The organism is Thalassotalea sediminis (assembly GCF_030295915.1).
In the GTDB taxonomy this organism is placed as follows: Bacteria; Pseudomonadota; Gammaproteobacteria; order Enterobacterales; family Alteromonadaceae; genus Thalassotalea_C; species Thalassotalea_C sediminis.
Genome location: NZ_AP027361.1, coordinates 3,073,326 through 3,098,431 on the forward strand (window position 1 = coordinate 3,073,326; position 25,106 = coordinate 3,098,431).

Annotated in this window: 22 protein-coding genes; 6 read left to right on the forward strand and 16 right to left on the reverse strand. The window is 40.4% G+C overall.

Translation table 11 applies throughout. From position 1 onward, the window contains the following. The first annotated feature begins 14 nt into the window (after positions 1–14). The 5 genes from QUE09_RS14075 to yacG all read left to right on the forward strand — a co-directional run bounded on the left by QUE09_RS14075 (position 15) and on the right by yacG (position 3,968). Positions 15–1,262, forward strand: coding sequence for a type II secretion system F family protein (locus QUE09_RS14075; protein WP_286233461.1), 1,248 nt, complete (start codon positions 15–17; stop codon positions 1,260–1,262). Positions 1,263–1,340: 78 nt separating this feature from the next. Continuing rightward, positions 1,341–2,225, forward strand: coding sequence for a prepilin peptidase (locus tag QUE09_RS14080; RefSeq protein WP_286233463.1), 885 nt, complete (start codon positions 1,341–1,343; stop codon positions 2,223–2,225). Further along, complete coding sequence (coaE, locus tag QUE09_RS14085) at positions 2,225–2,830, forward strand: dephospho-CoA kinase (RefSeq protein WP_286235939.1); 606 nt, start codon at positions 2,225–2,227, stop codon at positions 2,828–2,830. The genes QUE09_RS14080 and coaE overlap by 1 nt, the downstream gene beginning before the upstream one ends. Before the next feature lie 88 nt (positions 2,831–2,918). Beyond that, on the forward strand, positions 2,919–3,665 hold the full coding sequence (gene zapD, locus QUE09_RS14090) for a cell division protein ZapD (protein ID WP_286233464.1): 747 nt from the start codon (positions 2,919–2,921) through the stop codon (positions 3,663–3,665). 66 nt (positions 3,666–3,731) lie between these two features. After that, positions 3,732–3,968, forward strand: a complete 237-nt coding sequence (gene yacG / locus QUE09_RS14095; RefSeq protein WP_286233465.1) for a DNA gyrase inhibitor YacG — start codon at positions 3,732–3,734, stop codon at positions 3,966–3,968. Between the two features lie 13 nt (positions 3,969–3,981). On the opposite strand, the gene mutT is transcribed toward yacG, so the two are convergent. The 3 genes from mutT to QUE09_RS14110 form a co-directional block, all read right to left on the reverse strand. Then, positions 3,982–4,395, reverse strand: coding sequence for an 8-oxo-dGTP diphosphatase MutT (gene mutT, locus QUE09_RS14100; RefSeq protein WP_286233467.1), 414 nt, complete (start codon positions 4,393–4,395; stop codon positions 3,982–3,984). A gap of 349 nt (positions 4,396–4,744) precedes the next feature. Then, positions 4,745–7,444, reverse strand: a complete 2,700-nt coding sequence (gene secA, locus QUE09_RS14105) for a preprotein translocase subunit SecA (RefSeq protein ID WP_286233468.1) — start codon at positions 7,442–7,444, stop codon at positions 4,745–4,747. 94 nt (positions 7,445–7,538) lie between these two features. Beyond that, positions 7,539–8,438, reverse strand: coding sequence for a M23 family metallopeptidase (locus tag QUE09_RS14110; protein ID WP_286233469.1), 900 nt, complete (start codon positions 8,436–8,438; stop codon positions 7,539–7,541). 37 nt (positions 8,439–8,475) lie between these two features. Between QUE09_RS14110 and QUE09_RS14115 the strand changes: the two genes are divergently transcribed. Beyond that, positions 8,476–8,934 (forward strand): DUF721 domain-containing protein, encoded by a 459-nt coding sequence (locus QUE09_RS14115; protein ID WP_286233470.1) that lies wholly within the window; start codon positions 8,476–8,478, stop codon positions 8,932–8,934. Positions 8,935–8,993: 59 nt separating this feature from the next. Here the strand turns inward: QUE09_RS14115 and lpxC are convergent, their stop codons facing one another. The 13 genes from lpxC to QUE09_RS14180 form a co-directional block, all read right to left on the reverse strand. Continuing rightward, a complete protein-coding gene (gene lpxC, locus QUE09_RS14120) occupies positions 8,994–9,911 on the reverse strand; it encodes a UDP-3-O-acyl-N-acetylglucosamine deacetylase (protein WP_286233471.1) in 918 nt (305 codons plus the stop codon). Between the two features lie 145 nt (positions 9,912–10,056). After that, a complete protein-coding gene (gene ftsZ, locus QUE09_RS14125) occupies positions 10,057–11,226 on the reverse strand; it encodes a cell division protein FtsZ (RefSeq protein WP_286233472.1) in 1,170 nt (389 codons plus the stop codon). 73 nt (positions 11,227–11,299) lie between these two features. Beyond that, on the reverse strand, positions 11,300–12,535 hold the full coding sequence (ftsA, locus tag QUE09_RS14130; RefSeq protein ID WP_286233473.1) for a cell division protein FtsA: 1,236 nt from the start codon (positions 12,533–12,535) through the stop codon (positions 11,300–11,302). 5 nt (positions 12,536–12,540) lie between these two features. Further along, complete coding sequence (locus QUE09_RS14135) at positions 12,541–13,326, reverse strand: cell division protein FtsQ/DivIB (protein WP_286233474.1); 786 nt, start codon at positions 13,324–13,326, stop codon at positions 12,541–12,543. Between the two features lies 1 nt (position 13,327). After that, entirely contained in the window at positions 13,328–14,245 is a 918-nt protein-coding gene (locus QUE09_RS14140) for a D-alanine--D-alanine ligase (RefSeq protein ID WP_286235940.1), read from the reverse strand. 1 nt (position 14,246) lies between these two features. Then, positions 14,247–15,701 (reverse strand): UDP-N-acetylmuramate--L-alanine ligase, encoded by a 1,455-nt coding sequence (gene murC, locus QUE09_RS14145; protein ID WP_286235941.1) that lies wholly within the window; start codon positions 15,699–15,701, stop codon positions 14,247–14,249. Further along, on the reverse strand, positions 15,701–16,756 hold the full coding sequence (gene murG / locus QUE09_RS14150; protein ID WP_286235942.1) for an undecaprenyldiphospho-muramoylpentapeptide beta-N-acetylglucosaminyltransferase: 1,056 nt from the start codon (positions 16,754–16,756) through the stop codon (positions 15,701–15,703). The genes murC and murG overlap by 1 nt, the downstream gene beginning before the upstream one ends. Before the next feature lie 29 nt (positions 16,757–16,785). Then, a complete protein-coding gene (ftsW, locus tag QUE09_RS14155) occupies positions 16,786–17,982 on the reverse strand; it encodes a cell division protein FtsW (RefSeq protein ID WP_434017214.1) in 1,197 nt (398 codons plus the stop codon). After that, the gene (murD, locus tag QUE09_RS14160) at positions 17,982–19,346 is read right to left on the reverse strand and encodes a UDP-N-acetylmuramoyl-L-alanine--D-glutamate ligase (RefSeq protein WP_286233476.1); all 1,365 of its coding nucleotides are present in this window, start codon (positions 19,344–19,346) and stop codon (positions 17,982–17,984) included. Before murD ends, ftsW begins: the two co-directional genes overlap by 1 nt. Before the next feature lie 25 nt (positions 19,347–19,371). Beyond that, positions 19,372–20,454, reverse strand: coding sequence for a phospho-N-acetylmuramoyl-pentapeptide-transferase (gene mraY / locus QUE09_RS14165; RefSeq protein WP_286233479.1), 1,083 nt, complete (start codon positions 20,452–20,454; stop codon positions 19,372–19,374). After that, positions 20,454–21,854, reverse strand: a complete 1,401-nt coding sequence (locus QUE09_RS14170) for a UDP-N-acetylmuramoyl-tripeptide--D-alanyl-D-alanine ligase (RefSeq protein ID WP_286233481.1) — start codon at positions 21,852–21,854, stop codon at positions 20,454–20,456. The genes mraY and QUE09_RS14170 overlap by 1 nt, the downstream gene beginning before the upstream one ends. Next, positions 21,851–23,377: a UDP-N-acetylmuramoyl-L-alanyl-D-glutamate--2,6-diaminopimelate ligase gene (locus tag QUE09_RS14175; protein WP_286233482.1), complete on the reverse strand. Its 1,527-nt coding sequence runs from the start codon at positions 23,375–23,377 to the stop codon at positions 21,851–21,853. The genes QUE09_RS14170 and QUE09_RS14175 overlap by 4 nt, the downstream gene beginning before the upstream one ends. Then, positions 23,370–25,103, reverse strand: coding sequence for a peptidoglycan D,D-transpeptidase FtsI family protein (locus QUE09_RS14180; RefSeq protein WP_286233483.1), 1,734 nt, complete (start codon positions 25,101–25,103; stop codon positions 23,370–23,372). The genes QUE09_RS14175 and QUE09_RS14180 overlap by 8 nt, the downstream gene beginning before the upstream one ends. Positions 25,104–25,106 lie beyond the last annotated feature (3 nt).

A 25,106-nucleotide genomic window follows, 5' to 3' on the forward strand; every position in this document is an offset into this window, starting at 1 on the left:
AGCAGGAACCGTATATGGCAGTGTCAGCAAAACAAGCGAAAATAGCCGCCCCTAAAGCACTCGATGTCTTTATCTGGCAAGGGGTAAACCGTAAAGGTAAAAAAGTTAACGGTGAGCTTTCTGCTGTCAATATGATGGAGCTAAAAGCGCAACTTCGTAAGCAAGGCATCACACCTGGACGCGTAAAGAAGAAACCTAAGCCCCTTTTTGGGCTGGGTGGTGATAAAGCCTTAACCCCAGCAGATATTGCCGAAATTACCAGGCAAATTGCAACCATGTTAAACGCAGGTGTTCCCCTCGTACAGACGATTGAAATGATCGGCAATGGTCATAACAATGGTAACATGCAAAAATTATTAGGCGATATAGGTAACAAATTACAATCAGGTATTCCTCTATCAGATTGTTTACGTGAGCACCCACGCTACTTTGACGACTTATATTGCGATTTAGTCAACTCTGGTGAGCAATCTGGGTCGCTAGAAACCATTTACGATAGAATTGCGACCTACAAAGAAAAAGCAGAAGCGCTAAAATCTAAGATAAAAAAAGCAATGACCTACCCTATCGCGGTATTAGTGGTTGCGGCTATTGTAACTTCTATTTTATTAATTTTTGTAGTACCGGTTTTTAAAGACATCTTTGACAGTTTTGGTGCGGAGCTGCCCGCATTTACATTACTCGTCCTTGCTATTTCTGAGTTTATGCAAGCCTATTGGTATATCGGGTTAGGTATTTTATTTGCCGCTGGTTTCTTATTCAAACGCGCTCATCGAAAAAGCTTAAAATTGCGGGATACCGTTGATAAAAATATTTTAAAATTGCCCGTTATTGGCGACCTGTTAAAAAAAGCTGCAGTTGCACGTTACGCTCGTACACTATCTACTACCTTTGCTGCCGGTGTTCCTTTGCCAGATGCATTAGAGTCAGCCGCTGGTGCGTCAGGTAACGCCGTATTTCGCGATGCAATATTGGAGATACGCGCAGAAGTATCTTCTGGTATGCAAATGAACTTAGCTATGCGTAACTGTAATATCTTCCCTGATATGGTTATTCAAATGGTAGCAATAGGTGAAGAATCAGGTGCTGTTGATGACATGCTATCAAAAGTAGCAACGGTATATGAGCAACAAGTTGACGATGCCGTAGATTCATTAACTAGCTTACTTGAGCCAATGATTATGGCCGTGTTAGGCGTTGTCATAGGTGGTTTAATTATTGCGATGTACTTGCCTATTTTCCAAATTGGCCAAGTGGTTTAATAACAAAAAATCTTGTTAGTTTTCTTTTTAAAAGCATTCGCTTACACTGTGCTTAGTTTCAACTAAGGCAGTGTTATTGTGTTTGAAAATTTCCAACTTTTATTTACTGAATACCCACTGAGCTTTTATATCACCATAGGTATACTCGGCTTACTGATAGGTAGCTTTTTAAATGTCGTTATTTATCGTTTCCCCAAAATGCTGGAATATACTTGGTATCAGGAATGCCGAGAATTCTTAGCCGATGAAATTTCCAGTAAACCTAAAAAAGAAATAAAACAAATAACCTTATCTACACCGTCCTCCTGCTGTCCTCATTGCCAACATAAGATCCGATTTTACGAAAATGTACCGGTATTAAGTTGGTTAGTTTTAGGTGGTAAATGTAGTCAATGTAAACAAGCCATTTCGAAACGTTACCCTATTATAGAAGCCGTTACAGCAATATTAAGTGTCGTTATTGCTTACCACTACGGTTTTGAGCCTATCACGCTAGCCATGTTATTGTTGACCTGGGGGCTAATTTGTCTAACCATGATAGACTTTGATCATATGCTATTACCCGATCAAATAACCTACCCCTTATTATGGTTAGGGCTGTTAATCAATATCAATGGCACACTCGTACCATTAGAGCAGTCTGTAATTGGCGCAGTAGCTGGCTATATGAGTCTATACAGTGTTTTTTGGTTATTCAAATTAGTAACAGGCAAGGAAGGAATGGGCCATGGTGACTTTAAACTCTTTGCTGTTTTTGGCGCCTGGATGGGCTGGCAACTTTTACCCTTATTAATACTCATGTCTTCTTTTGCAGGTGCAATTATTGGTATAACGCTAATGTTAGTTAAGGGTCATCAACGCGGTCAGGCGATTCCATTTGGGCCTTACATCGCCATTGCCGGCTGGGTATGTTTAATATGGGGCCAAAGCATTTGGCAATGGTATTTGGAGTTACTGCATTAATGTCTGCGTTCGTTATCGGTTTAACAGGTGGCATTGGTAGTGGCAAAACTACCGTATCAAATCAACTAGCCAATTATGGTATCGAAGTTGTTGATGCAGATGTTATCGCACGCGATGTTGTCGCAAAAGATACAATCGGCTTAAAAAGAATAAGCGAGCACTTTGGTTCGAGCATTCTAACACAAAGCGGCGAACTGAATCGTCAAGCGCTCAGAAACATTGTATTTAACAATGAAGAAGAAAAACAATGGTTAAACAACCTGCTTCATCCGTTAATTAGAGAAAACATTCTGGTAAAACTCAAACAAGCGAACAGCCCTTATGTCATCTTATCAGCCCCTTTACTGTTCGAGAATAACTTACAACGCTATACCAATAGAAACCTATTAATCGATATAGAAGAACCACTACAAATTGCTCGAAGCATAAAGCGTGATAACAGCAATGAAAGAGAAATTCGCGCGATTATTGCTAGCCAAATGCCAAGAACGCAAAAACAAGCACTTGCCGACGACATTATTAACAATTCAAACTTAACATTTGACGAATTAGCAAATAAGGTAGGGGCTATACACAATCAATACCTTGCCCTAGCAAAAAATTAAACATTATTTCAACTATTTGAGTAAAAAATTAGCCATTTAATAGTTGTATGGTTAAGATAAGGGGTTAGATATCCAGTAAAAAGTGATTATGACTAGCATTTTATACGAACACCCTTTAAACGAACGGATCCGAAACTATTTAAAGCTCGAGCAACTATTCGTTCAAGTGGAGGAGTGCTTAACGCTTGAAGTCGCGTTAAGCCATCAAGTGTTTTTTAATGCGCTATTTGCAATTATTGATACCCTCGAAAGAAATGACATTCGTGGCGACATTATTAAAGATCTAGAAAAGCTTGAACAAAATTTAGTGGTATGGTCTAAATCGCCAGATGTAGATAGCAGTGCACTTCAAGAGACATTAAAAGAAACCGTAGCATTACTTTGCCAGTTGAAAACCCCCTCTCCCCAGTGGATGACACTTAAAGATGATAAATTTTTAGCGAGTTTAAAACAGCGCTTTGCCATTCAAGGTGGTAGTTCGAGCTTTGACTTACCACAGCTTAAGTTTTGGTTGGTTCAACCAGCGCAAAAGGCTCAAAAACAACAAGCAGAGTGGTTACACTTGCTAGCACACATCCAACAAGCTCTCGCACTTATTCTTAAATTTATTCGCCAACGAGGGACGTTTGAAACCATAAAAACAAATAATGGTTTTTTCCAAGAAAGTGGCGAAGGACTGTTATTACTTCGCATTAAAGTGCGAGAAGACGCAGAGTATTACCCGACAGTAAGTGGTAATAAATTTCGTTATTCTATAAGGTTTATGTGTCCATGCGAACAAACAGGCAGAAAATACTGCGACCTCGCAATCCCTTTTGATTTAGCGCGCTGTTAATCGAATTGCATATCCATTCCATCGTTTAAGCATTATAATACCGTCAATATGTTGGAGGTATTAACGATGACACTAAAAGTTAACTGCCCTACTTGTAATAAAGAAGTAGTTTGGCAAACATCAAGTAAATTTAGGCCCTTTTGCAGTGATCGATGTCGACTTATCGACCTTGGTGATTGGGCGGAAGAAAATCATAAAATTTCACAGCCAGTACAACAAGATGTAAAGCTTAGTGAAGAAATGCTCGATCAGTTAGAAGATGAATTATTGCAGCATAGTAAATTTTTTATTGAACCCGAGTAAGTGATGGCATCACTTACTCAACACGGTTTTCTTTAAACCAAGAAATAACAGCTTCTACAATGGCATCATTGGCCTTCGGAAAATCTAACGCCTGTAGTTCTTCTAAGGCATACCATCCTTCTTCTTGCCCCTCTTGTGCTTGAGGTTCTCCTTGGTAATTATTGACAATATACACATCTAATAATACGCATTTATCACCATAATCATGTGATATTTTGATCAAAGGTATACAGGATAGTGTATCTATCGCTATTTCCTCTTGGAGCTCTCGATATAAAGCACCGTAGACACTTTCTCCATGCTCTACCTTACCGCCAGGAAATTCCCATTTGCCACCTTGATGGACATTATCAAGTCGTTTAGTGAGAAAAATTTGACCATTATTAATGACAACACCCACTGCAACATGCACTTCTTTGGTACTCATACTTACCCTTTGTATCGCTAACGTTCAGCCATTAAAAAGGGCTTGATAAAAGCCCTTTTATATTAGAGTCTGTTGATCTTTTGAGATTAAATTTTGTTCGAACTAAACGCTTTTTGTTCAAGGCGTGAGCAATGTCGCATGGTTATTCCATGTAAATTGCGAACAACGATGAAGAAATAGCGTTTAACTGAACCCAGAGGGCAGCGTTTTTTGGTATTTATACGTCGTTATTGCTTTTTCATGTGGAATAACCACATATTAATCGCAATGCCTTGTCTAAATACCAATAAACTGCTGCAAAAATAAACACGAAAGATCAACAGACCCTAGAATCTAAAACGTGAAAATGCTACGTTAGTTTGCCATGGCATTGCTTATACTTCTTACCTGAACCACACGGACAAGGTTCATTTCGACCAACCCGAGGGATTGCATTCTCATTAGATGACGCACTTGCAGATTCGTGCGTAAACTCTTTTGGTACTTCTTCCGCTTTACGGTGCTGTTCTTCAACAGCATCTACATCAGATTCCGCCTGTATACGCACTTTCGACAATATGCCTACAACATCATGCTTAAGATTTTCTAACATTTCAGAGAAAAGTTCAAAAGATTCACGCTTGTACTCTTGTTTAGGGTTTTTCTGGGCATAACCACGTAAACCAATACCTTGACGAAGATGGTCCATGGCAGCTAAATGCTCTTTCCAGTGTGAATCTAAGCTTTGTAACATTACCGCTTTTTCAAACTGGCGCAATACATCCGGACCAACCATTTCTTCTTTATTTTGATATTCTTGTTCGATATTTTCTAATATCTTTTCTTTTAACGTTTCTTCGTACAATTTACTGTCTTCAGCTAACCATTTTGCGATAGGCATTTCTATTGCAAAATCACCTTTTAAACGTTCTTCCAATCCAGGAATATCCCACATTTCTTCAAGTGATTGAGGCGGAATATGTTGTTCTATAACCGAATTAACAACATCACTGCGAATATTCGCAATAACGTCTTTGATATCGGCTTCATCCATCAACTCATTACGTTGTTCGTAAATAACTTTACGTTGATCATTAGCGACATCATCATACTCTAATAATTGCTTACGCACATCAAAGTTACGTCCTTCAACTTTACGTTGCGCATTTTCAATGCTTTTCGTTACCCAAGGATGTTCAATCGCCTCACCACGTTCCATACCAAGCTTTCGCATCATATTGGTAATACGCTCAGAGGCAAATATACGCATTAACGAATCTTCCATTGAAAGATAAAAACGCGTAGATCCTGGGTCACCCTGACGACCAGAACGACCACGTAACTGGTTATCAATTCGACGAGACTCATGACGCTCTGTTGCAACGATATGCAAGCCGCCAAGTTCGAGTACTTTATTATGCTCTTCTTGCCACGCTTCTTTCGTTTTTGCGATTTTTTCTTCACTTGGGTCTTTTAAAGCTGCTATTGCAGAATCTAAATTACCACCAAGTACAATATCTGTACCACGACCAGCCATGTTAGTCGCGATTGTTACCGCACCCACTTTACCCGCTTGTGCTACGATTTCCGCTTCCTGCTGGTGGAATTTAGCATTTAGAACTTTATGCTTTATTTTAGCTTTTTTAAGATACGCTGATAAGAATTCTGACGTTTCAATACTTATAGTACCTACAAGTACTGGCTGACCACGCTCAACACAGTCTTTAATGTCTTCTAAAATAGCTTCAAACTTTTCTTCTGCAGTAAGGTATATTAAGTCAGCCATATCCTTACGAACCATAGGCTGATTTGTCGGAATAATTACCGTCTCCAAACCATAAATATGATTAAATTCAAAGGCTTCTGTATCGGCTGTACCTGTCATCCCCGATAATTTATTGTAAATACGGAAAAAGTTTTGGAAAGTAATAGAGGCAAGTGTTTGGTTTTCATTTTGAATGTTTACACCCTCTTTCGCTTCTACCGCTTGGTGTAAACCTTCTGACCAACGTCGACCTTCCATTGTACGGCCAGTGTGCTCATCAACAATTACAATTTCATCATCCTTAACAATGTAATCAACATCTTTTTGGAAAAGTTTGTGTGCTCTTAGCGCAGCCATTACATGATGTAATAAAGTAATGTTGCTCGCTGAAAACAGAGAGTCGCCCTCTTCAATTAAACCTTTTTCTTGTAAGATCTGCTCTATGCGAATTTGGCCACGTTCAGTAAGGTAAATTTGTTTCGCTTTTTCGTCTAAAGTGTAATCACCTTCAACAAAGTCTGCAGATTGTCCTGTTTCTTCATCTTTATCTTCTTCATTTTGTAAGTCGAGTGAAGGGACAATAGTGTTAATTAATTTGTAAAGTTCAGAGCTGTCTTCTGCCGCACCTGAAATAATCAATGGTGTACGAGCTTCATCAATTAAGATTGAATCTACCTCATCGACAACGGCAAAATTTAACGGTTTTTGCACACGTTCTTCTGGCGAGAAAGCCATATTGTCGCGCAAATAATCAAAACCAAATTCATTGTTTGTGCCGTATGTTATATCCGATTCATAGGCTGCCTTTTTATCTGGATGAGACATGCCCGGAATATTACAACCAACGGTTAAACCTAAAAATTCAAATAATGGACGAGACCAATCAGCATCACGTTTTGCTAAGTAATCATTAACAGTAACAACATGAACACCTTTCCCAGTAAGCGCATTCAAATAAGAGGGTAGCGTTGCTGTTAAGGTTTTACCTTCACCAGTGCGCATCTCAGCAATTTTACCGTCATTTAATACCATGCCACCAATCATTTGCACATCAAAGTGACGCATGCCAAAAACACGTTTACTTGCTTCTCGCACAACGGCAAAAGCTTCCGGTAAAATATCGTTTAAAGACTCATTGTTTGCTAATCGCTCTTTGAACTCACCAGTTTTTGCTTTTAGTTCTTCGTCGCTTAATGCTTCGATTGTTGGCTCTAGAGCATTTATTTTTTCTACTTCTTTGCGCATTTGTTTGATAAGTCGATCATTACGACTACCAAACAGCTTTGTCATTAACTTTACAAACATTTCGTATAACCATTGTTAGAAGAAAAATCTTCAGCTGATAAAAATAAAAGTGATCGGACTAAGCCGATCACCAGAAACTTAATAATATTTTCTATTATTTTGCTTTTCGATACACGTATTTAATTGGATTAATTTGGCGATTATTTCGCAATATTTCATAGTGAACATGAGGGCCAGTTGAGCGTCCTGTACTGCCCATACGTGCAATAACTTGACCTTTGGCAACTACATCCCCGACTTTTACTAATATTTCTTTATTGTGTCCATAGCGCGTTTTTAACCCCTTTCCATGATTGATTTCAATAAGATTACCGTAACCATAGCGACGATCCGCCCAAGAGACAACACCTGCTGCTGTTGCTATGATCTCTGCATCTTCTTTACCCGCAAAATCAACCCCTTTATGCATCGCAGGTTTTCCTGTAAAAGGGTCTTTTCTCGTACCGAAATACGACGAAAGCCAGCCTTTCGTTATAGGTCGACCTGATAAATAACTGGTATTTTCTATATGGTGACCTAACGTCAGAGATTCAAGCAATTTTAATTGTTTTTCTTCAAACATAAGAGATGATTCAACTTGCGTAATGTCTGCAAGCAACTCTGCTAATGTTTTCGACTGACTTGAAACTGCGCTTTCAATTGGGCCACCACTCGGTGGCTGAGCTTGGAAATTAAACTCTGTTACTGGAATATTAGCCTCTTCAGCCAATCTGTCACCTAATGCATTTAAACGTAAAACTTGGCTTTGCATTTCAGCTAGCTTCATCGTTAACGCAGTGACCTGCTGCTTACTTACCGCGATCGCTTCAGGTTCATTTTCAGGCGTTTTCACCATAAAATCAGTAGAATTTGGTACAGCATCAGCAGACATAACAAGATGAACAACAAAACCAGATATGATACCAAAGACCGTAAGCGCAGATAACCAATGAAACTTATTCAGCTTCATAGAGAATCTTACGTTTTTTCCTCGGTACAGTAGTGTTAAACTCATACTACTAATTTCACCTTATATTGTTAAAACTATTACGATGGCTAGAAAAAACAAATTACCGTCAGATGCTTCTAGCTTACTAAAATCGTCAGCAGGCACTTTGTCACAAATTGCCGCAAAAACCAAATTTTTGTCGCAACTAGAAAATATTATACGACAGTCATGCCCTGACTTACCTGACGAAGTATGGCATATCAGTAACGTCAACAAAAACACCTGTGTTTTAGGTGTTTCTTCTGCTGTTTGGTCACAACGACTGCAATTCGAACGAATGAACATTTGTCGTCAACTCAGTGAAATCACCCAAGGCGAATTTAACCAAATTGAAATAAAAGTACGACCGTTTGCAAATAAAATGTCGAACAACAGTTCGCCATCAACAGAACGTAAACATTTGTCTCAAAATACAGCTAAACAACTCGAAGCTCTAGCTGCTAGCGCTCCAGACTCTCTAAAGCAAAAACTATTACGACTCGCCAAACTTGCTAACAAATAAACTCACGTTAACATGCACTAAAAGAAAAAACCGAACAACATGTTCGGTTTTAACATTTATTAGAAGCTCGTTGCACCTGCTTCTTGGAATTCTATCGGTGAAACCGATGAATCTTCATAAGTTACCCATTCCCAAGCATCTTGATGTTTAAATACTTCTCGTAAGAGCATATTATTTAACCCATGGCCGGATTTAAAAGCACGTAACTCAGCTAACATGTTGTGACCACACATAAATAAGTCACCAATGGCGTCTAATATTTTATGCGTAACAAACTCATCATCATAGCGTAAATCATCTTTATTGAGCATGTGAAAATCGTCAAGTACAATCGCGTTTTCCAAGCTACCGCCTAATGCAAGATTATGAGAGCGTAGTAATTCGATATCACGAACAAAGCCAAAAGTACGCGCTCGGCTAATCTCTTTGATAAAAGAGCATGTTGATAAGTCCATCGTTTTTTGCTGTGTAGTATTAGCAATAACGGGGTGAGCAAAGTCAATGGCAAAATTAACTTTAAACCCTTCATGTGGGCGCAATTCTGCCCATTTATCGCCTTCTTCTACACGCACTGGACGTTTTATACGTATAAAGCGCTTTGCTGTTTCTAATGTTTCAATACCTACCGATTGAATTAAATACACAAACGGTAAGGAACTGCCATCCATAATTGGAATTTCATGCGAATCGACATCAATAATTAAATTGTCAATACCCATGCCTGCTACTGCAGCCAACAAGTGTTCGACGGTGGAAATCTTCACACCTTGTTCATTCACTAAACAAGTACACATCGTAGTTTCACCAACAGCTTCTGGCGTGGCTTTAATATCAACCACAGGATCCAAGTCTACACGGCGAAATACAATACCAGTATTTGCTGGCGCAGGACGGAGAGTGAGCTGCACCTTTTTACCTTTGTGTAAACCAACACCTACGGCTGAGACACTAGTTTTTAATGTACGTTGTTTAATCATAAATAGCCTTCTTAAGCCTAAATAACTGCCAAATATGGCACCACTATTCGAGCGGCGGCATAATATAGCAAAAATGCTTAACAAAATCAAAAATCAGCAAATTACCTGCACGCTATTCGTGCATTAATATTTTTAGATGACTTAATTAGTCCGCTTGTTTTCTCAGAAAAGCAGGAATATCTAAGTAATCATCAATAGCCGCTGCAGTCACTTTTTGTGTCTGTGCTTGAGCATTCGCTTCCGGCATTGCTGCAGACTGCGTGTTTACTTCTGGTTGTGGACTTGCAGTAAACTCTTGACCTACAGCAATTGGCTCTACTGCTGGTGCTGGGTTTACTAACGTAATGTCAGGTTTACGTTCTGCACCAATACCTGTCGCTACCACAGTTACTCGTAATTCGTCCGTCATTTCAGGATCAATAACTGCACCCACCACAACGGTAGCGTTTTCAGACGCAAATGCTTTGACAGCGTTACCAACCGTTTCAAACTCATCAATTGAGATATCCATACCGGCAGTGATATTAACCAAAATGCCACGAGCACCCGCTAAATCAACGTCTTCTAGCAATGGACTTGAAATAGCCGCTTCTGCTGCTTCTTCTGCACGATCTTCACCCGATGCGATACCCGAACCCATCATTGCTGTGCCCATTTCTGACATAACAGTGCGAACGTCGGCGAAATCTACGTTTATGAGTCCTGGACGTGTAATTAGTTCCGCAATACCTTGAACAGCTCCTAATAACACATTGTTTGCCGCTTTAAACGCATCAAGTAAAGAAGTGCCAGGGCCTAATACCTTCAACAATTTTTCATTTGGAATAGTAATTAAAGAATCTACATTTTGTGCTAAAAACTCAATCCCTTGGTCAGCGTAATTCATACGCTTTTTACCTTCAAATGGGAACGGTTTAGTGACTACTGCAACGGTTAAAATACCTAGTTCACGTGCAACCTCGGCAACAACTGGCGCAGCACCTGTACCAGTACCGCCGCCCATACCGGCTGCGATAAACACCATATCAGCACCTTGTAAGGTATCTTTGATAGTTTCGCGGTCTTCTTCTGCACTGCGACGACCAATTTCTGGATTTGCGCCAGCACCTAAGCCTTTCGTTACATCACCACCGATTTGCAGTGTAACGTTTGCTGAAGAATTACGCAGTGCCTGTGAGTCTGTATTTGCTGTAATAAACTCTACGCCTTCTATGGTTTGACAAACCATATGTTCAACGGCGTTACCGCCACCGCCGCCAACACCGATAACTTTAATTACAGCTTCTTCGTTATGATCTTCCATTAATTCAAACATTTTTCTTCTCTCCGATTGTTATGTTTTGTTCCACCAAAACTTTTAAAAATAACGAGGTGAGTATTCACCTCTTTTAAAATTCACCTTTAAACCAAGCAAGTACGCGAGCACCGATACTCGTTACGCCATCACTTGATTTATCTTCATTTTGATTCTGTTCATTAGCTTGCATGCCGTATTGCAATAAACCTACTACGGTCGCGTACGTAGGATCATTAACGTACTCTTTTAAGCCCGCTATTTTATGCGGGGCGGCTACGCGTACAGGCATTTGAAACACTTCTTCTGCAAACTCCACAACACCTTCCATTTTTGCCGTACCACCCGTTAATACATAACCAGCAGCAATTTGATCTTCCAAGCCACATTGGCGAAGCTCTTCCTGGATAAGTTCAAACAATTCGTGATAGCGAGGTTCAACAACTTCCGCTAACGTGTGACGAGACATGGAACGTGCAGGTCTACCACCAACACTTGGTACTTCAATGTTTTCTTCCATACTCACCATTTGACGCAATGCGCACGCATATTGCACTTTAATGTCTTCTGCATGGCTCAATGGCGTACGAAATATTTTCGCAATATCGCTGGTGACTTGATTACCTGCAACAGGAATTACAGCGGTATGTCTCAACGCTCCGCCGGTAAATACCGCGATATCCATCGTGCCCGCACCAATATCGACCACGCAGATTCCTAACTCTTTTTCGTCTTCAGTGATCACACCATAGCTCGATGCCAACGCAGAAAAAATTAATTGGTCTGCCTTTACATCACAACGTTCAACACATTTAACAATATTTTTCGCCATATCATTAGCACAAGTAACAATATGAACTTTCGCTTCCATACGCACACCAGACATGCCAATTGGACTTTTTATACCGTCTTGACAATCAATAGAGTATTCTTGCGGTAACACGTGTAACATACGGCGCTCAGCTGAAAGAGGCACAGAACGTGCTGTATGAATAACATTATCAACGTCTTCTTGTGTTACTTCTTGATCATTAATTGGCACCATGCCGTTTTCATTCTGGCAACTAATATGCTTACCTGAAATACCTAAATAAACTGACGTAATATGGCAATCTGCCATTAATTCAGCTTCATTGATCGCACGTTGAATAGATTGAATAACAAGGTTTAAATCGTTAACGCCACCTTTATCCATACCTCTTGCAGGCTGACTGCCTACACCAACAATACTCAGTTGGTTATCTGGGGTAATTTCACCCACAGCAACAGAGATCTTGGACGTACCAATATCCAAGCCTACTACTAAATTTCTGTCATTAACTTTTGCCATCTAAGTTAAACTCTTTCTTTCTCTGTTAAAGGTTTCCAGCCTACTGCTAGGCCAGTGTCGTAACGTAAATCTACATAATCAATTTGTTGCTTTGCTTTCGCCGTTTTTTTGATTTGTGGATAAACATCTATAAAACGCTGTATACGTTGTACGCGATCTTCTCGCCCTAAATTTAGTGATACACCATCGTTTAATGTCAGTTGCCATGAATAACGCTCTGAAAGCATTAACTCATCAATACTGAGTTTGCCGTACGCAAGAATGTCACTTAAATTCGTATAATTTTCTAAAGCGGTTTGCTCACTTCCCTCTGGTCCATAAAAAGCCGGTAAAGCCTTCTCTACACGAGAAGTATCCGCTTGAAAGGCAACACCTTGTGCATTAATCAAGAAGTCACCATTCCAAAACGCAACTGGTTGCTGATCAACCACATATATCTTCAACTCATTTGGCCATTGTTTTCTAACCGATGCAGAAAAAACCCAAGGTAAATCAGACACTTGACGTTGAACCTTGTTAACATCCACTTGGAAAAAATTCCCCAAGTTAACGCTTTCTATCGCTTTTTCAATATCGGCTCTTGTCGTGTATGGCATTTCTCCATTGATCACAACAGATGTTACGGGCGCCGTTTCTTGCGCGGTCAATCGTTCTGACATTAACCAACCTAAGTAACAAAGTGACAGGATCACTAATACAAAAAAGCCAACACCAAACCAAAAACTCCAATGAAGTTGTTGGTTTTGGGCTTTATTTGGCGACTTATTTTGTTTTGTTACTGTCACGTTCATTTCAGCCTTTTTGCTCTAAACTAATTGCTACAATACGTGTTACTAAATCTACAAATGACAACCCATGCACTTTAGCCGCTTTCGGCACTAATGAAGTTTCAGTCATTCCAGGCACTGTATTTACTTCTAACACTTGCCATTGGCCACTTTCAGTACGCATTACATCTACACGTCCCCAGCCATGTGCACCCGTTGCATTAAATGCGTTTAGCGCTATTTTTCTAAGCGTCGTTTCATCAACATCTGATAAGCCACTTGGACAATGATACTGCGTGGTTTGAGATTGATATTTCGCTTGATAATCATAAAAGGTATTCGGTGTTTCCATATGAATACTCGGTAAGGCATCACCACCCAGAATGGCAACCGTATATTCAGGACCAGAAATCCACGCTTCAATTAAGACTTCTTTATCATATTGAAACGCAGTAATAAGACTTTCTGTAAGCGCTATTGGCGTTTCAGCGACAGACATTCCAATGCTTGAACCTTCATGAGAAGGCTTAACCATTACTTTGCCGCCCAACTGCGTTAAGATCTCTGCCACACTTTCTTTATCAAAACTTTCTTTATGCACGATAGCAAAAGGTGCTGTAGGTATACCTGCTGATTGCATGACTTGTTTTGAACGGATTTTATCCATCGCTAAAGCCGAGCCTAGTACACCAGAACCGGTATACGAAATATTCATATACTCTAACGCACCTTGAACACTACCATCCTCGCCGCCGCGACCGTGAAGTGCGATAAAAACATGGTCAACTTTTGCTGTGGCTAAATCTGATAAGCAATAATCTTTTGTATCAATTAACGTTACATGATAACCAGCGGTTGTTAGACCTCTTGCCACAGCTTGCCCTGAGCGCAATGAAACCTCGCGCTCTGCAGAGTCGCCACCATGAAGTACTGCGATATGCATGTTAGTCTTCACTTTTACCTCCCAGTTGAGAGTTTGCCGCGAGCGATCTAGCTAAGGCGCCAATATTACCAGCACCTTGAGTAATAACCATGTCACCATCACGTAAATGACTAACAAGTAATTCCGGTAACTTTTCTAAATCACTAACATAAATAGGCTCTACTTGGCCCCGTTGGCGAATGCTTCTGGCTAAGCTTTTACTGTCCGCACCAGCAATTGGCGTTTCTCCAGCTGCGTAGACATCAAGTAAAAACAGGCTATCAACTTCTGATAACACTTCAGTAAAGTCTTCATATAGATCACGTGTTCGTGAATAGCGATGTGGTTGAAATATCATCACTAGTCGTTTTTCCGGCCAACCATTACGCATCGCTTTAATGGTTGCTGCCACTTCTCTAGGGTGATGACCATAATCATCAACCAATATCATTTTGCCTGCTTCTGTCGACAAATCGGCTAACTGTTCAAAACGACGGCCGATACCTGCAAACCGAGACAATGCACTTTCAATTGCACTGTCTTCAACACCTTCATCCGTTGCAACAGCAATACTAGCTAACGCATTTAATACATTATGTTGCCCTGGTAAATTGACACTGAGTTCTAATTCAGCATGTCCTTTGCGCTCTACACAAAAATAACTAATACCACCGCTTTGGCGATAGTTGGTGGCGACTACATCTGCATCTTCTGAAAAGCCGTAAGTAATAACTTGGCGACTAATACGCGGTAAAATTTCACGTACAACTGGATTATCGATACATACAACGGCCAAACCATAAAACGGTAAGTTATGTATAAACTCAATGTACGTATCTTTTAATTTTTCAAAATCACCTTGATACGTTTCCATATGATCTTCATCAATGTTGGTAACAACGGCAACCATGGGCTGTAAATGTAAAAAGGAAGCATCACTTTCATCCGCTTCAGCAATCAAATAACGACTTGAGCCTAAACGAGCATTTGTACCGGCACTATTTAACAAGCCACCAATAACAAAAGTTGGATCTAAGTCTGCCTCAGCAAAAACGCTAGCAATTAAACTTGTTGTTGTTGTTTTTCCATGTGTGCCGGCAATAGCAACACCATGTCTAAATCGCATTAATTCTGCAAGCATCTCTGCCCTACGTACGATAGGAATACGTAAATTACGTGCAGCGACTAATTCAGGGTTTTCGCTATTAATAGCGGTGGAAACAACAATAACACTCGCTCCAGCAATATTGTCGGCATGATGACCTATTTTTATCGAGGCCCCGAGTTCTTTTAACCGTTTTACAACAGGGTTTTCACCAATATCTGAGCCTGTAATGTGATAACCTTCATTTAACAATACTTCTGCAATGCCTCCCATACCAGCACCGCCAATACCAACAAAGTGAATTGATTTAACGCGGCGCATTTCTGGGATAGCGCTAGAATTATTTGATAATTTGTTCATATTTTTACTCATCATTGAACAAGCTCCTGACACACATTAGCAACATCTCGCGTAGCATTTACATGCGCAGCATCATGCGCAGCTTTTGTCATTGTTTGAATTACTTTGTCAGATATAAATAAGCTATTAAGCATCTGTGCCAAGCTTGTTCCGTTTAAATCTTTTTGTGGCATCAACTTCGCCGCATTTCGCTCCACTAAATAAAGTGCATTCTTTGTTTGATGATCATCAACGGCATGAGGCAAAGGGACAAATATTGCTGGCTTCGCTGCCATAGCAAGCTCAGATACAGTTAAAGCACCGGCACGACATATCACCACATCAGCCCATTGATATGCTGCCGCCATATTATCAATAAACTCATTTAAAATTACCTGTGAGGTATCAACACCATACTGTTTATAAAGCGCTTCAACAGATGCTAAATGTCCCTTACCCGTTTGATGCATTACTTGAATGTTTTGCCTTTTAATCTGGCTGATCGCTTGCGGCACAGTATCATTTAATACTTTTGCCCCTAAGCTTCCGCCGATCACTAGCACTTTCTTAGTCGCCGAAGGTGTTTCAGGAATTGATTGCTCCAATGCAATAATATTCCCCCTTAGAGGATTTCCAACGACCGTGCATTTCACGTTGTCTTTAAAGGCATTAGGAAAAGCACAAAGCACCTTAGTAGCCAATTTAGCGAGATAACGATTACTCATCCCTGCAACAGCATTTTGCTCATGCAGTACTAATGGTTTTCGACAAAGCCACGCTGCAAATCCACCTGGGGCACTTGCGTATCCACCTAAACCTAAAACAACATCAGGCTTAACCTTGCGAATAACTTGAATAGATTGCCATACCGATTGCGCCAGTTTGAAAGGCAATTTAAACCAATCTAACCAAGTTTTATTCCGTATACCTGCGATATTAATAAAAGAAATATCAAAACCATGCGCAGGTACAATGCTCGCTTCCATACGTTTGCGTGTGCCAAGCCAATGAATATTCCACCCTTGTGTCTTTAACTGCTCAGCAACCGCTATTCCAGGGAAAATGTGACCGCCAGTACCACCCGCCATCACGAGTAACGTTGGAGTATGAGTCGTATTCACGATTTTTTTCCTCCTTTACTCGTCGCTTGTAAGCTCTGTACGCGAATTTCATGATCAATACGCATCAATACGACTAATGCAATAGTCATAATGATCATTGAGCTACCACCTGAACTAATCAGTGGCATTGTTAATCCTTTTGTTGGTACGATGCCTGCGCTCGCACCTACGTTTACCGCTGTTTGAAAACTAAACCAAATACCAATCGCGTACGCAAAGAACCCTTCAAAATATTTTTCTTTCAGTAAGGCTCTTCTTCCCAGTAATAATGCTTTAAATACCAGTGTAAGACTTAACGCCAGAACTACGGCAACCCCTATAAAACCCATTTCTTCAGCTAAAATAGCCATGACAAAGTCAGTATGTGCCTCAGGAAGATATTCAAGTTTTTGAATACTGTTTCCTAGCCCCTGACCAAGCACCTCGCCTCGACCATATGCCATTAACGATTGTGTTAACTGATAACCTGTACCAAAAGGGTCAGCCCACGGGTCTAAGAAACTTGTTACGCGCGCCCAACGATAAGGTGATAAATAAGCTAAAGCAGCAATCGCAGCTAAACCAACAGACGCAATTGACACAAACTGCCAAAGTTTAGCGCCCGCTAAAAAGAGCAAACCAAACGTAGTTACAAACATGACAACTACTGTGCCAAGATCAGGTTGAAATAATAGTAAAACGGCAAGTACACCAAAAACGACTAGCGGTTTAATAAAGCCTTTAAAGTTTTCCATGACTTCTTCTCTACGGCGCACCATATACGCGGCGAGATAACAGAAAAAATACAATTTCGCAGGTTCTGCTGCTTGCACAGTAATTGGGCCAAGAACAATCCAACGCGTAGAACCGTTTACGGTGCGTCCAACCACTAAAACGGCTAGCAAGAGTAGGATTGCAGATAACAGTAAAGGACCACTGTATTGATGCCATTTAGACATAGGTATTTGCATTACAATAGCGCCGATGCAAATACTTAACACAATATATACACTGTGACGTATAAAGAAATGAAATGGGTTGTCAAACAAACGTTCAGCTACAGGCATTGATGAACTCATGACCATCACTAAGCCAATCGCATACATAGCGGCGGCGAGTAACACATAGTCACGATCGAACGTTGCAACGGTTTTACGTTCATGGGTAAACCATTGGTGAAATTTGAATAGCGACAATTGCGTTGTAGAAGACATTATGTTGCCTCCTGTAACGCGTTAATAGCTTGGACAAAAACATTGCCACGCTCAGCAAAGTTTCTAAACATATCCAAACTCGCACAAGCTGGAGACAATAAAACAATATCACCAGGTTCAGCCTTAGCATGAGCTTCTTTTACAGCATCCTCAAGCGATGCTACAAATAGACTGTGGTCTTTAAGTCTGGCTATAACTGGACCATCCTTTCCAATTGTTATTAATTGACCAACCTTGTGTGCTAACGCTGAGGCAAGTTCGTTAAAATCTGCACCTTTACCATCGCCACCAGCTATCAAAATAATTTTGCCTTTTGATAACGTTGGGTACAAACCATCTATTGCTGCGACTGTTGCACCTACATTGGTTGCCTTTGAGTCATTAATCCAACAAATACCGTCGGCTGTTTCAACACGTTGGCAACGATGCTCTAACCCGTAAAAACTTTTACATGCTTGGGCAACATCCGCTAACGACCAATTCAAGCGCGCAGATATTGCCATTACCGCTAAGTAATTCAAAGCATTGTGTAAGCCTGCTAATGGTAACTCATTAAGGTTTACAATTAACTTTTCACCCTGCGCTAAGTAACATTGTTCGCCAACATTACGTAAACCAAAATTATCGTCTGTTGGTGTATCTAATCCAAATGAAGATACGTTTTCTTTAGGCAAATTAAGCTGATTGTAACTTGCTCTATCATCGCGATTAATAACAGCAAATTGACATTGTTGATAAACTTTTTGCTTAATAGTGGCATAGTTTTCAAGTGTTTGGTGTCTATCTAAGTGGTCATCACTAATATTCAATACTGTAGCAATTTCCGCATCCATACTTTCTAGTGTTTCTAGCTGAAAACTAGATAATTCAAAAATGAAACCATCAACGTCAGCATTAATAAGCTCAAGTACTGGCGTTCCAACATTACCTGCTAACGCCATGTTTACACCAAGTTCTTTGGCAATATGAGATAACAGACTAACAACAGTTGATTTACCATTGGAGCCAGTAACTGCAATAATCGGTTTAGCCGTTACTTGGCAAAAAAGTTCAATATCACCAATAACCTTGCAGTACGTTGAAATATGCTGACTTAAGTTCTCTGCATGTAAATCAATACCAGGGCTAACAATGAGTACATCTGCATGGCTAATTTCATCAAGATCCCACATACCAAGCACGAGTTGGTTAGCAGGAAACACGTGCGCGAACTCTTGTTCGTTGACTGCATCTTCTCTATTATCATTAAGCAAACACGTGATCTGATGATGTTTTAAAAAACGCACGCATGACATACCCGTTAGGCCTGCACCTAACACGACAATGCGTTTATCTTTATATTGTTTTAAAACATCAAGGTTCATATGTTTACTAAATACCTATAATTGTTTATCTAAGCTTCAAGGTGGCTAAACCAATCAACACTAACACCAAAGAAATAATCCAAAAGCGCACGATTACACGCGGTTCCGGCCACCCTTTTAATTCATAGTGATGATGTATTGGCGCCATCCGAAAAATACGCTGACCTCTCAACTTGTATGAGCCTACCTGTAAAATTACCGACACTGTTTCCATTACAAAAACGCCGCCCATGATAAAAAGCACGAGCTCTTGACGAACAAGAACAGCAATGACCCCTAATGAAGCGCCTAACGCAAGTGAACCTACATCCCCCATAAATACTTGTGCGGGATAGGTGTTAAACCACAAAAAACCGAGCCCTGCACCGATGATGGCGGTACAAACGACAACCAATTCACTGGTCAAAGGAATATAAGGAATATTTAAATACGCAGAGAAATTAATGTTACCTGTTACGTAAGCAAATACTGCAAATGCCGCTGCAACCATAATGGTAGGGACGATAGCTAAACCATCTAAACCATCCGTTAGATTGACGGCATTACTTGTACCAACGATCACAAAATAAGTTAATAAGATATACAGTACACCTAACTGAGGTAATACATCTTTAACAAATGGGATAATAAGCGCTGTTTCTTCAGCTTGCTGAGTTGTTGTATATAAGAAAAATGCGGTGCCAAGGCCTAAAATGGTTTGCCAAAAGTACTTCCAGCGAGCAATTAAACCGTTCGCATCTTTACGAATAACTTTTCGATAATCATCAACAAAACCAATGATACCGAAACTAACCACAACAAAAAGTACGGTCAGCACATAACGGTTAGATAAATCGCCCCACAGTAAAATGCTAAACACAATGGCTGCCAGTATAAGAATACCACCCATGGTCGGTGTGCCAGACTTAGACAAATGACTTTCTGGGCCATCATCACGAACGGTTTGACCTATTTGCATACGTTGTAAATAACGAATCAATTTTGGACCAAAATATAGCGAAACACCCAATGCTGTTAACGTAGACACAATCGCTCTAAACGTTAAGTAAGAAAAAACGTTAAACGCGCTGTAATACTGGGTTAAATATTCGCTTAGCCAAAGTAACATTAAGCAATTTCCTCATGGATTTGGCTACTACGCCATTTAATAATATCTTGTACAACCAATTCCATGTGAGAGCTACGTGACCCTTTCACTAATATAGAGACTTCTTGTTGTTCATCTGACAGTACATGTTGTAAATGCTTTAAAAGTGCTGAACGTTCGCTAAAATGCTTACCATGCTTGGGTTTTCTTTGATTAAATGCATCCGCGGTATTTTGACTTAGCACGCCTAACGTTAATAATTCATCGATATCACGTCCTGCCGCATATTCACCTACTTCTTGATGATAACTGCGCGCATTAGTACCTAATTCCCCCATATCGCCAAGAATAAGTACGCGTTTTCCAGGATAGCTAGCGAGTAAATCGCTTGCTGCTTTTATAGACTCGACATTCGCGTTATAGCTGTCATCAATTAATTTGTAGTTATTTCCTAAATGATGAAGGTTCAAACGCCCTTTAACAGGGTTCATTTCTGCTAGACCAAGCCTAATATCTTCTAATGTTGCACCAAACTCTAAAGCAATTGCGGCAGCGGCTACAGCATTGCAAACGTTATGGCGGCCAGGAACGGTAAGTTCAATAAATGTAGATCCGACGTTCTCACACGTTAGGTTAAAACTTGCACAACCATTATCATCAAGCACAACATCATTACTGTAACAATCCGCTTTGTTATAACAAGAAAAGGTTTTAACGGTTTTATCTACGAGGCGCCACTGCCATTTATTCGCTAATTTGCAATCTTGATTGTAAAGTGCAACACCGTCACTTTTCATCCCTTCGTAAATTTCGCCTTTAGCTCTGGCAACACCACAAAGATCACCAAAACCTTCTAAATGTGCGGCAGCAATATTATTTATTACTGCAACGTCGGGCTGAACAAGGCTAGAGGTATATGCTATTTCCCCCATATGATTAGCGCCCATTTCTACAACAGCAAAATCATGGTCATGCTCTAAGCGTAATAACGTTAATGGCACGCCAATGTCATTGTTAAAATTCCCTTCTGTCGCTAGAACCTTACCTAAGCGCGCTAAAATTGCTGCGACCATTTCTTTAACTGTCGTTTTCCCACTACTACCAGTGATACCAACCGTTTTAGGCGCAACCTTAGCTTTGACATAAGCACCAATTTTACCCAATGCCTTGTGTGTGTCTTTCACAATAATTTGCGGTATATTTATTGAACACTCATGGTCAACAATGACCGCTGAACATCCAATTTCAGCAGCTTGTTCAACATATTTATGACCATCAAATTTGGCACCACGCAGCGCTAAAAAGACATCGTTGGCTTTTATCGTTCGACTATCAGTGCTGATCGCATTTATCGCGTTGTCTGCACCTATTAGTTTTCCGTCTAGCGCTTGAGCAATTTCTGATAGTTGTAATTTAATCATTGCGTGATACCAGTTGTATATTGTGAGCGAACCCACTCACGTTCATTATATTGATGGCGCTTGCCTTGTATTTCGACATAATCTTCATGTCCTTTGCCTGCAAATAGCACCACATCTTTATTTGTCGCAGTTTTTAACACATGCAGCACCGCTTGCTGACGTTCTAACATCACAGTAACGTTTTCAGGCTTAACACAGCCTGAAAGTACATCATTAGCAATAGCTTCAGGCTGTTCACTTCTCGGGTTATCATTAGTAATAATGATGTTGTCACTATATTGCTCTGCAACCTGACCCATAATGGCACGTTTGCCTTTATCTCTATCTCCACCACAACCAAATACTGCCCACAATTTGCCTGAGCAATGCTCACGGCATGCTTGTAAAGCATTAGCTAATGCATCTGGTGTATGGGCGTAATCAACCACAGCTAAAGGAAGTTTTGCAGATTGGAATGTTTCCATTCGACCCATTACCGGTTTTATCTCTTTTACGGCTGTCGCAATGTTAGATAAGCTATGACCACGTACAAGTAACACACTTATTGCCGCTAATAGGTTATCAACATTAAAAATACCTAATAATGGACTCTCGATTAATTGCTCATCATCTTGAGTTTTAACAACAAAACTCATTCCCTGCTTAGTTGCTTTTACTGCTGATGCATGCACATAGTTGTCAAACTGTTTGACGGTTAGATCTCGTCCATAAACAAGCGCGTTTTGAATTTTGCCTTCAGCTAACCATTGTTTCGCTGTTTCATCATTGCCATTAACTACCGCTACTTGTAGGTTATTGTTAGCAAATATTTTAGCTTTAGCATCAGCATAACTTGCCATAGAACCATGGTAATCAAGGTGGTCTCGAGATAAGTTAGTAAACACAGCGATATCAAATAATTCGGCAGTCACTCGGCCTTGCGCTAGTGCATGCGAAGACACCTCCATAACAACAGCGTTTTGATCACTTTCAACAAAAGCCTGTAATAATGAATGTAACTCTGTTGCGCCCGGCGTTGTATTAGCAATAGGGATTAGTGCATCAACTTTACCTGCACCATTAGTACCAATAACACCGGTTGGCATCGCTAACGACTCTTGCAGTTGAGCAATTATTTGGCTAGTACTTGTTTTGCCATTTGTCCCGGTTATACCAATCATCGTCATGTGAGCTTGTGGGGACTTATAAAATGCTTTTGCTAGTGCAAACAAACACTTATTCAATTGATAAAAACTTATTATCTCAACACAGTCTCCCGCTTGATTAACCTTTTGGTGAGTCAATCCATGTTTTGATACGTCACTGGTTTCCACAAGTATCAAACTACTGTTTGCTGCTAGTGCATCAGCAATATAATGCTCGCCTTGTTGTTGTGTGCCTGCAACCGCACAAAAAATATCACCTGCTTGCAATTGGCGGCTGTCATTACAAAGTTGTCTTGCCTGCAATGTCAACGAAAGCGATACCTTAATACCAAATTGCTGCAGAATAGATTCAACATAGTCAGCGTCAGTATTAAACACGTTCACCTCCTCGTTTGCTGTTTGCATTAACAACACGAGTACCGGCGTCAGGTTCTATATTTAGTAACCGTAATGCCCCTTGCATAACACGAGAAAAAACCGGCGCAGCTATTTCACCACCATGATAGAGATCACCACCAGGCTCATTAATGACGACAACAACAACAATTTTAGGGTCGGATATTGGTGCGATACCGGTAAATAAACCTACATAGTCATTCCCGTATCCACCCGCTACCGCTTTGAACGCTGTGCCAGTTTTTCCACCGACTCGATAACCTTCTACTTTGGCTTTATGCGCTTTTTGCTCAACAACTTGCTCTAACATCCCCAATAAACTTTCGGTATTTTTTTTGGAAAAGATGCGTTGTTCGTCAAAGGTATCAACTTTTTTACGTTTTAATATGCTCAATGGTTTTTTTACACCGCCATTAGCGATTGCGGCATAAAAACGTGCCATTTGAATCGGTGTTGCAGAAACTCCCATGCCATAAGATAAGGTTGCAAGTTCTATTTGCGACCAGCGAGAACGCGTATGCATAATGCCGTGACTCTCTCCAATTAAGCCGATACCAGTACTTTCGCCAAAGCCTGCTTGAAAAAATTGGTCTAAAAAGAAGTCTTTAGGTAACGATAACGCAAGCATTGACGTGCCAAGGTTAGAAGAGTTCACTAAAATATCTTCAGGTGTCTGTTTTCCGTAGCTACGTGGATCACCTACACGTCTACCGCCTAACCGCATAATGCGTTTACTTGTATCAATAACAGTATCTTTGGTAATGTCACCAAATTCCAACGCGGCAAGCACAGCCATCGGTTTCATTGTCGAACCAGGCTCGTAAAAATCAGTAATTGCACGATTGCGCAGGCGATGAAGTGCAACATTCGTACGATTATTTGGGTTGTAAGATGGGCTATTTACTAACGCAAGTACTTCGCCGCTATCAACATCAGCAACAACAACTGAACCGGAGCTTGCATTAAAAGCTTTAACTGCCCCTTTTAGCTCCCGATAAGCAAGCGCTTGAATTCGCTGATCAATACTTAAAGTCAAATCTTGCGGCGGCTTCGCATCGATTGTTTCCAGTACTTCAATTCGATTACCTTTTGCATCTTTACGATAGCGTTTACTGCCTTGCTCGCCGGTTAGTAAGTCATCATAAACACGTTCAACACCTTCAATGCCTTTGTCGTCAACATTAGTAAAACCAACAACATGGGCACTAATTTCACCCGCTGGATAAAATCGTTTAGACTCTTTACGTAAATAAATACCTGGAATTTTAAGTTGCTTAATGTAGTCAGCCATGGCTGGCGATACTTGACGCTCAACGTAAACAAAGCGTTTAGCTGGATTTTTGGTCACGCGTGATTTAAGCGTATTAACATCTTTATCTAATACATCAGCAAGTGCTTGCCAATGCTCCACTTTAGCTAACGCGTTGCGCTCCATAATAATTTTAGGATCAGCCCAAACGGTATCAACGGGGACACTGACCGCAAGCTCAACACCATTTCGATCAACAATAGAGCCACGGTGCACCTTATTCGCTGCTGTACGCAATGACCGCATATCGCCCTGTTGTTTTAACATATCAGGTTCGATGACTTGAATGTATGCGGTGCGTGCAGTTAAACCTAAATAAACAAGCACAATAACGCCAATGACGAGATAAAATCGCCATGATGCCGTCATTTGTTTGTACTTACTTACCTTATTCGCCATGAA

Excerpts from the sequence above, each read along its gene's own strand:
- yacG (WP_286233465.1), top strand. The coding sequence starts at position 3,732 with ATGACACTAAAAGTTAACTGCCCTACTTGTAATAAAGAAGTAGTTTGG.
- QUE09_RS14180 (WP_286233483.1), bottom strand. The coding sequence starts at position 25,103 with ATGGCGAATAAGGTAAGTAAGTACAAACAAATGACGGCATCATGGCGA.
- lpxC (WP_286233471.1), bottom strand. The coding sequence starts at position 9,911 with ATGATTAAACAACGTACATTAAAAACTAGTGTCTCAGCCGTAGGTGTT.
- QUE09_RS14110 (WP_286233469.1), bottom strand. The coding sequence starts at position 8,438 with ATGAGTTTAACACTACTGTACCGAGGAAAAAACGTAAGATTCTCTATG.
- QUE09_RS14170 (WP_286233481.1), bottom strand. The coding sequence starts at position 21,854 with ATGATTAAATTACAACTATCAGAAATTGCTCAAGCGCTAGACGGAAAA.
- QUE09_RS14075 (WP_286233461.1), top strand. The coding sequence starts at position 15 with ATGGCAGTGTCAGCAAAACAAGCGAAAATAGCCGCCCCTAAAGCACTC.
- secA (WP_286233468.1), bottom strand. The coding sequence starts at position 7,444 with ATGTTTGTAAAGTTAATGACAAAGCTGTTTGGTAGTCGTAATGATCGA.
- murD (WP_286233476.1), bottom strand. The coding sequence starts at position 19,346 with ATGAACCTTGATGTTTTAAAACAATATAAAGATAAACGCATTGTCGTG.
- ftsA (WP_286233473.1), bottom strand. The coding sequence starts at position 12,535 with ATGGCAAAAGTTAATGACAGAAATTTAGTAGTAGGCTTGGATATTGGT.
- murC (WP_286235941.1), bottom strand. The coding sequence starts at position 15,701 with ATGAGTAAAAATATGAACAAATTATCAAATAATTCTAGCGCTATCCCA.
- QUE09_RS14140 (WP_286235940.1), bottom strand. The coding sequence starts at position 14,245 with ATGCATATCGCAGTACTTCATGGTGGCGACTCTGCAGAGCGCGAGGTT.
- ftsZ (WP_286233472.1), bottom strand. The coding sequence starts at position 11,226 with ATGTTTGAATTAATGGAAGATCATAACGAAGAAGCTGTAATTAAAGTT.
- ftsW (WP_434017214.1), bottom strand. The coding sequence starts at position 17,982 with ATGTCTTCTACAACGCAATTGTCGCTATTCAAATTTCACCAATGGTTT.
- mraY (WP_286233479.1), bottom strand. The coding sequence starts at position 20,454 with ATGTTACTTTGGCTAAGCGAATATTTAACCCAGTATTACAGCGCGTTT.
- QUE09_RS14135 (WP_286233474.1), bottom strand. The coding sequence starts at position 13,326 with ATGAACGTGACAGTAACAAAACAAAATAAGTCGCCAAATAAAGCCCAA.
- zapD (WP_286233464.1), top strand. The coding sequence starts at position 2,919 with ATGACTAGCATTTTATACGAACACCCTTTAAACGAACGGATCCGAAAC.
- QUE09_RS14115 (WP_286233470.1), top strand. The coding sequence starts at position 8,476 with ATGGCTAGAAAAAACAAATTACCGTCAGATGCTTCTAGCTTACTAAAA.
- coaE (WP_286235939.1), top strand. The coding sequence starts at position 2,225 with ATGTCTGCGTTCGTTATCGGTTTAACAGGTGGCATTGGTAGTGGCAAA.
- murG (WP_286235942.1), bottom strand. The coding sequence starts at position 16,756 with ATGGCGGGTGGTACTGGCGGTCACATTTTCCCTGGAATAGCGGTTGCT.
- mutT (WP_286233467.1), bottom strand. The coding sequence starts at position 4,395 with ATGAGTACCAAAGAAGTGCATGTTGCAGTGGGTGTTGTCATTAATAAT.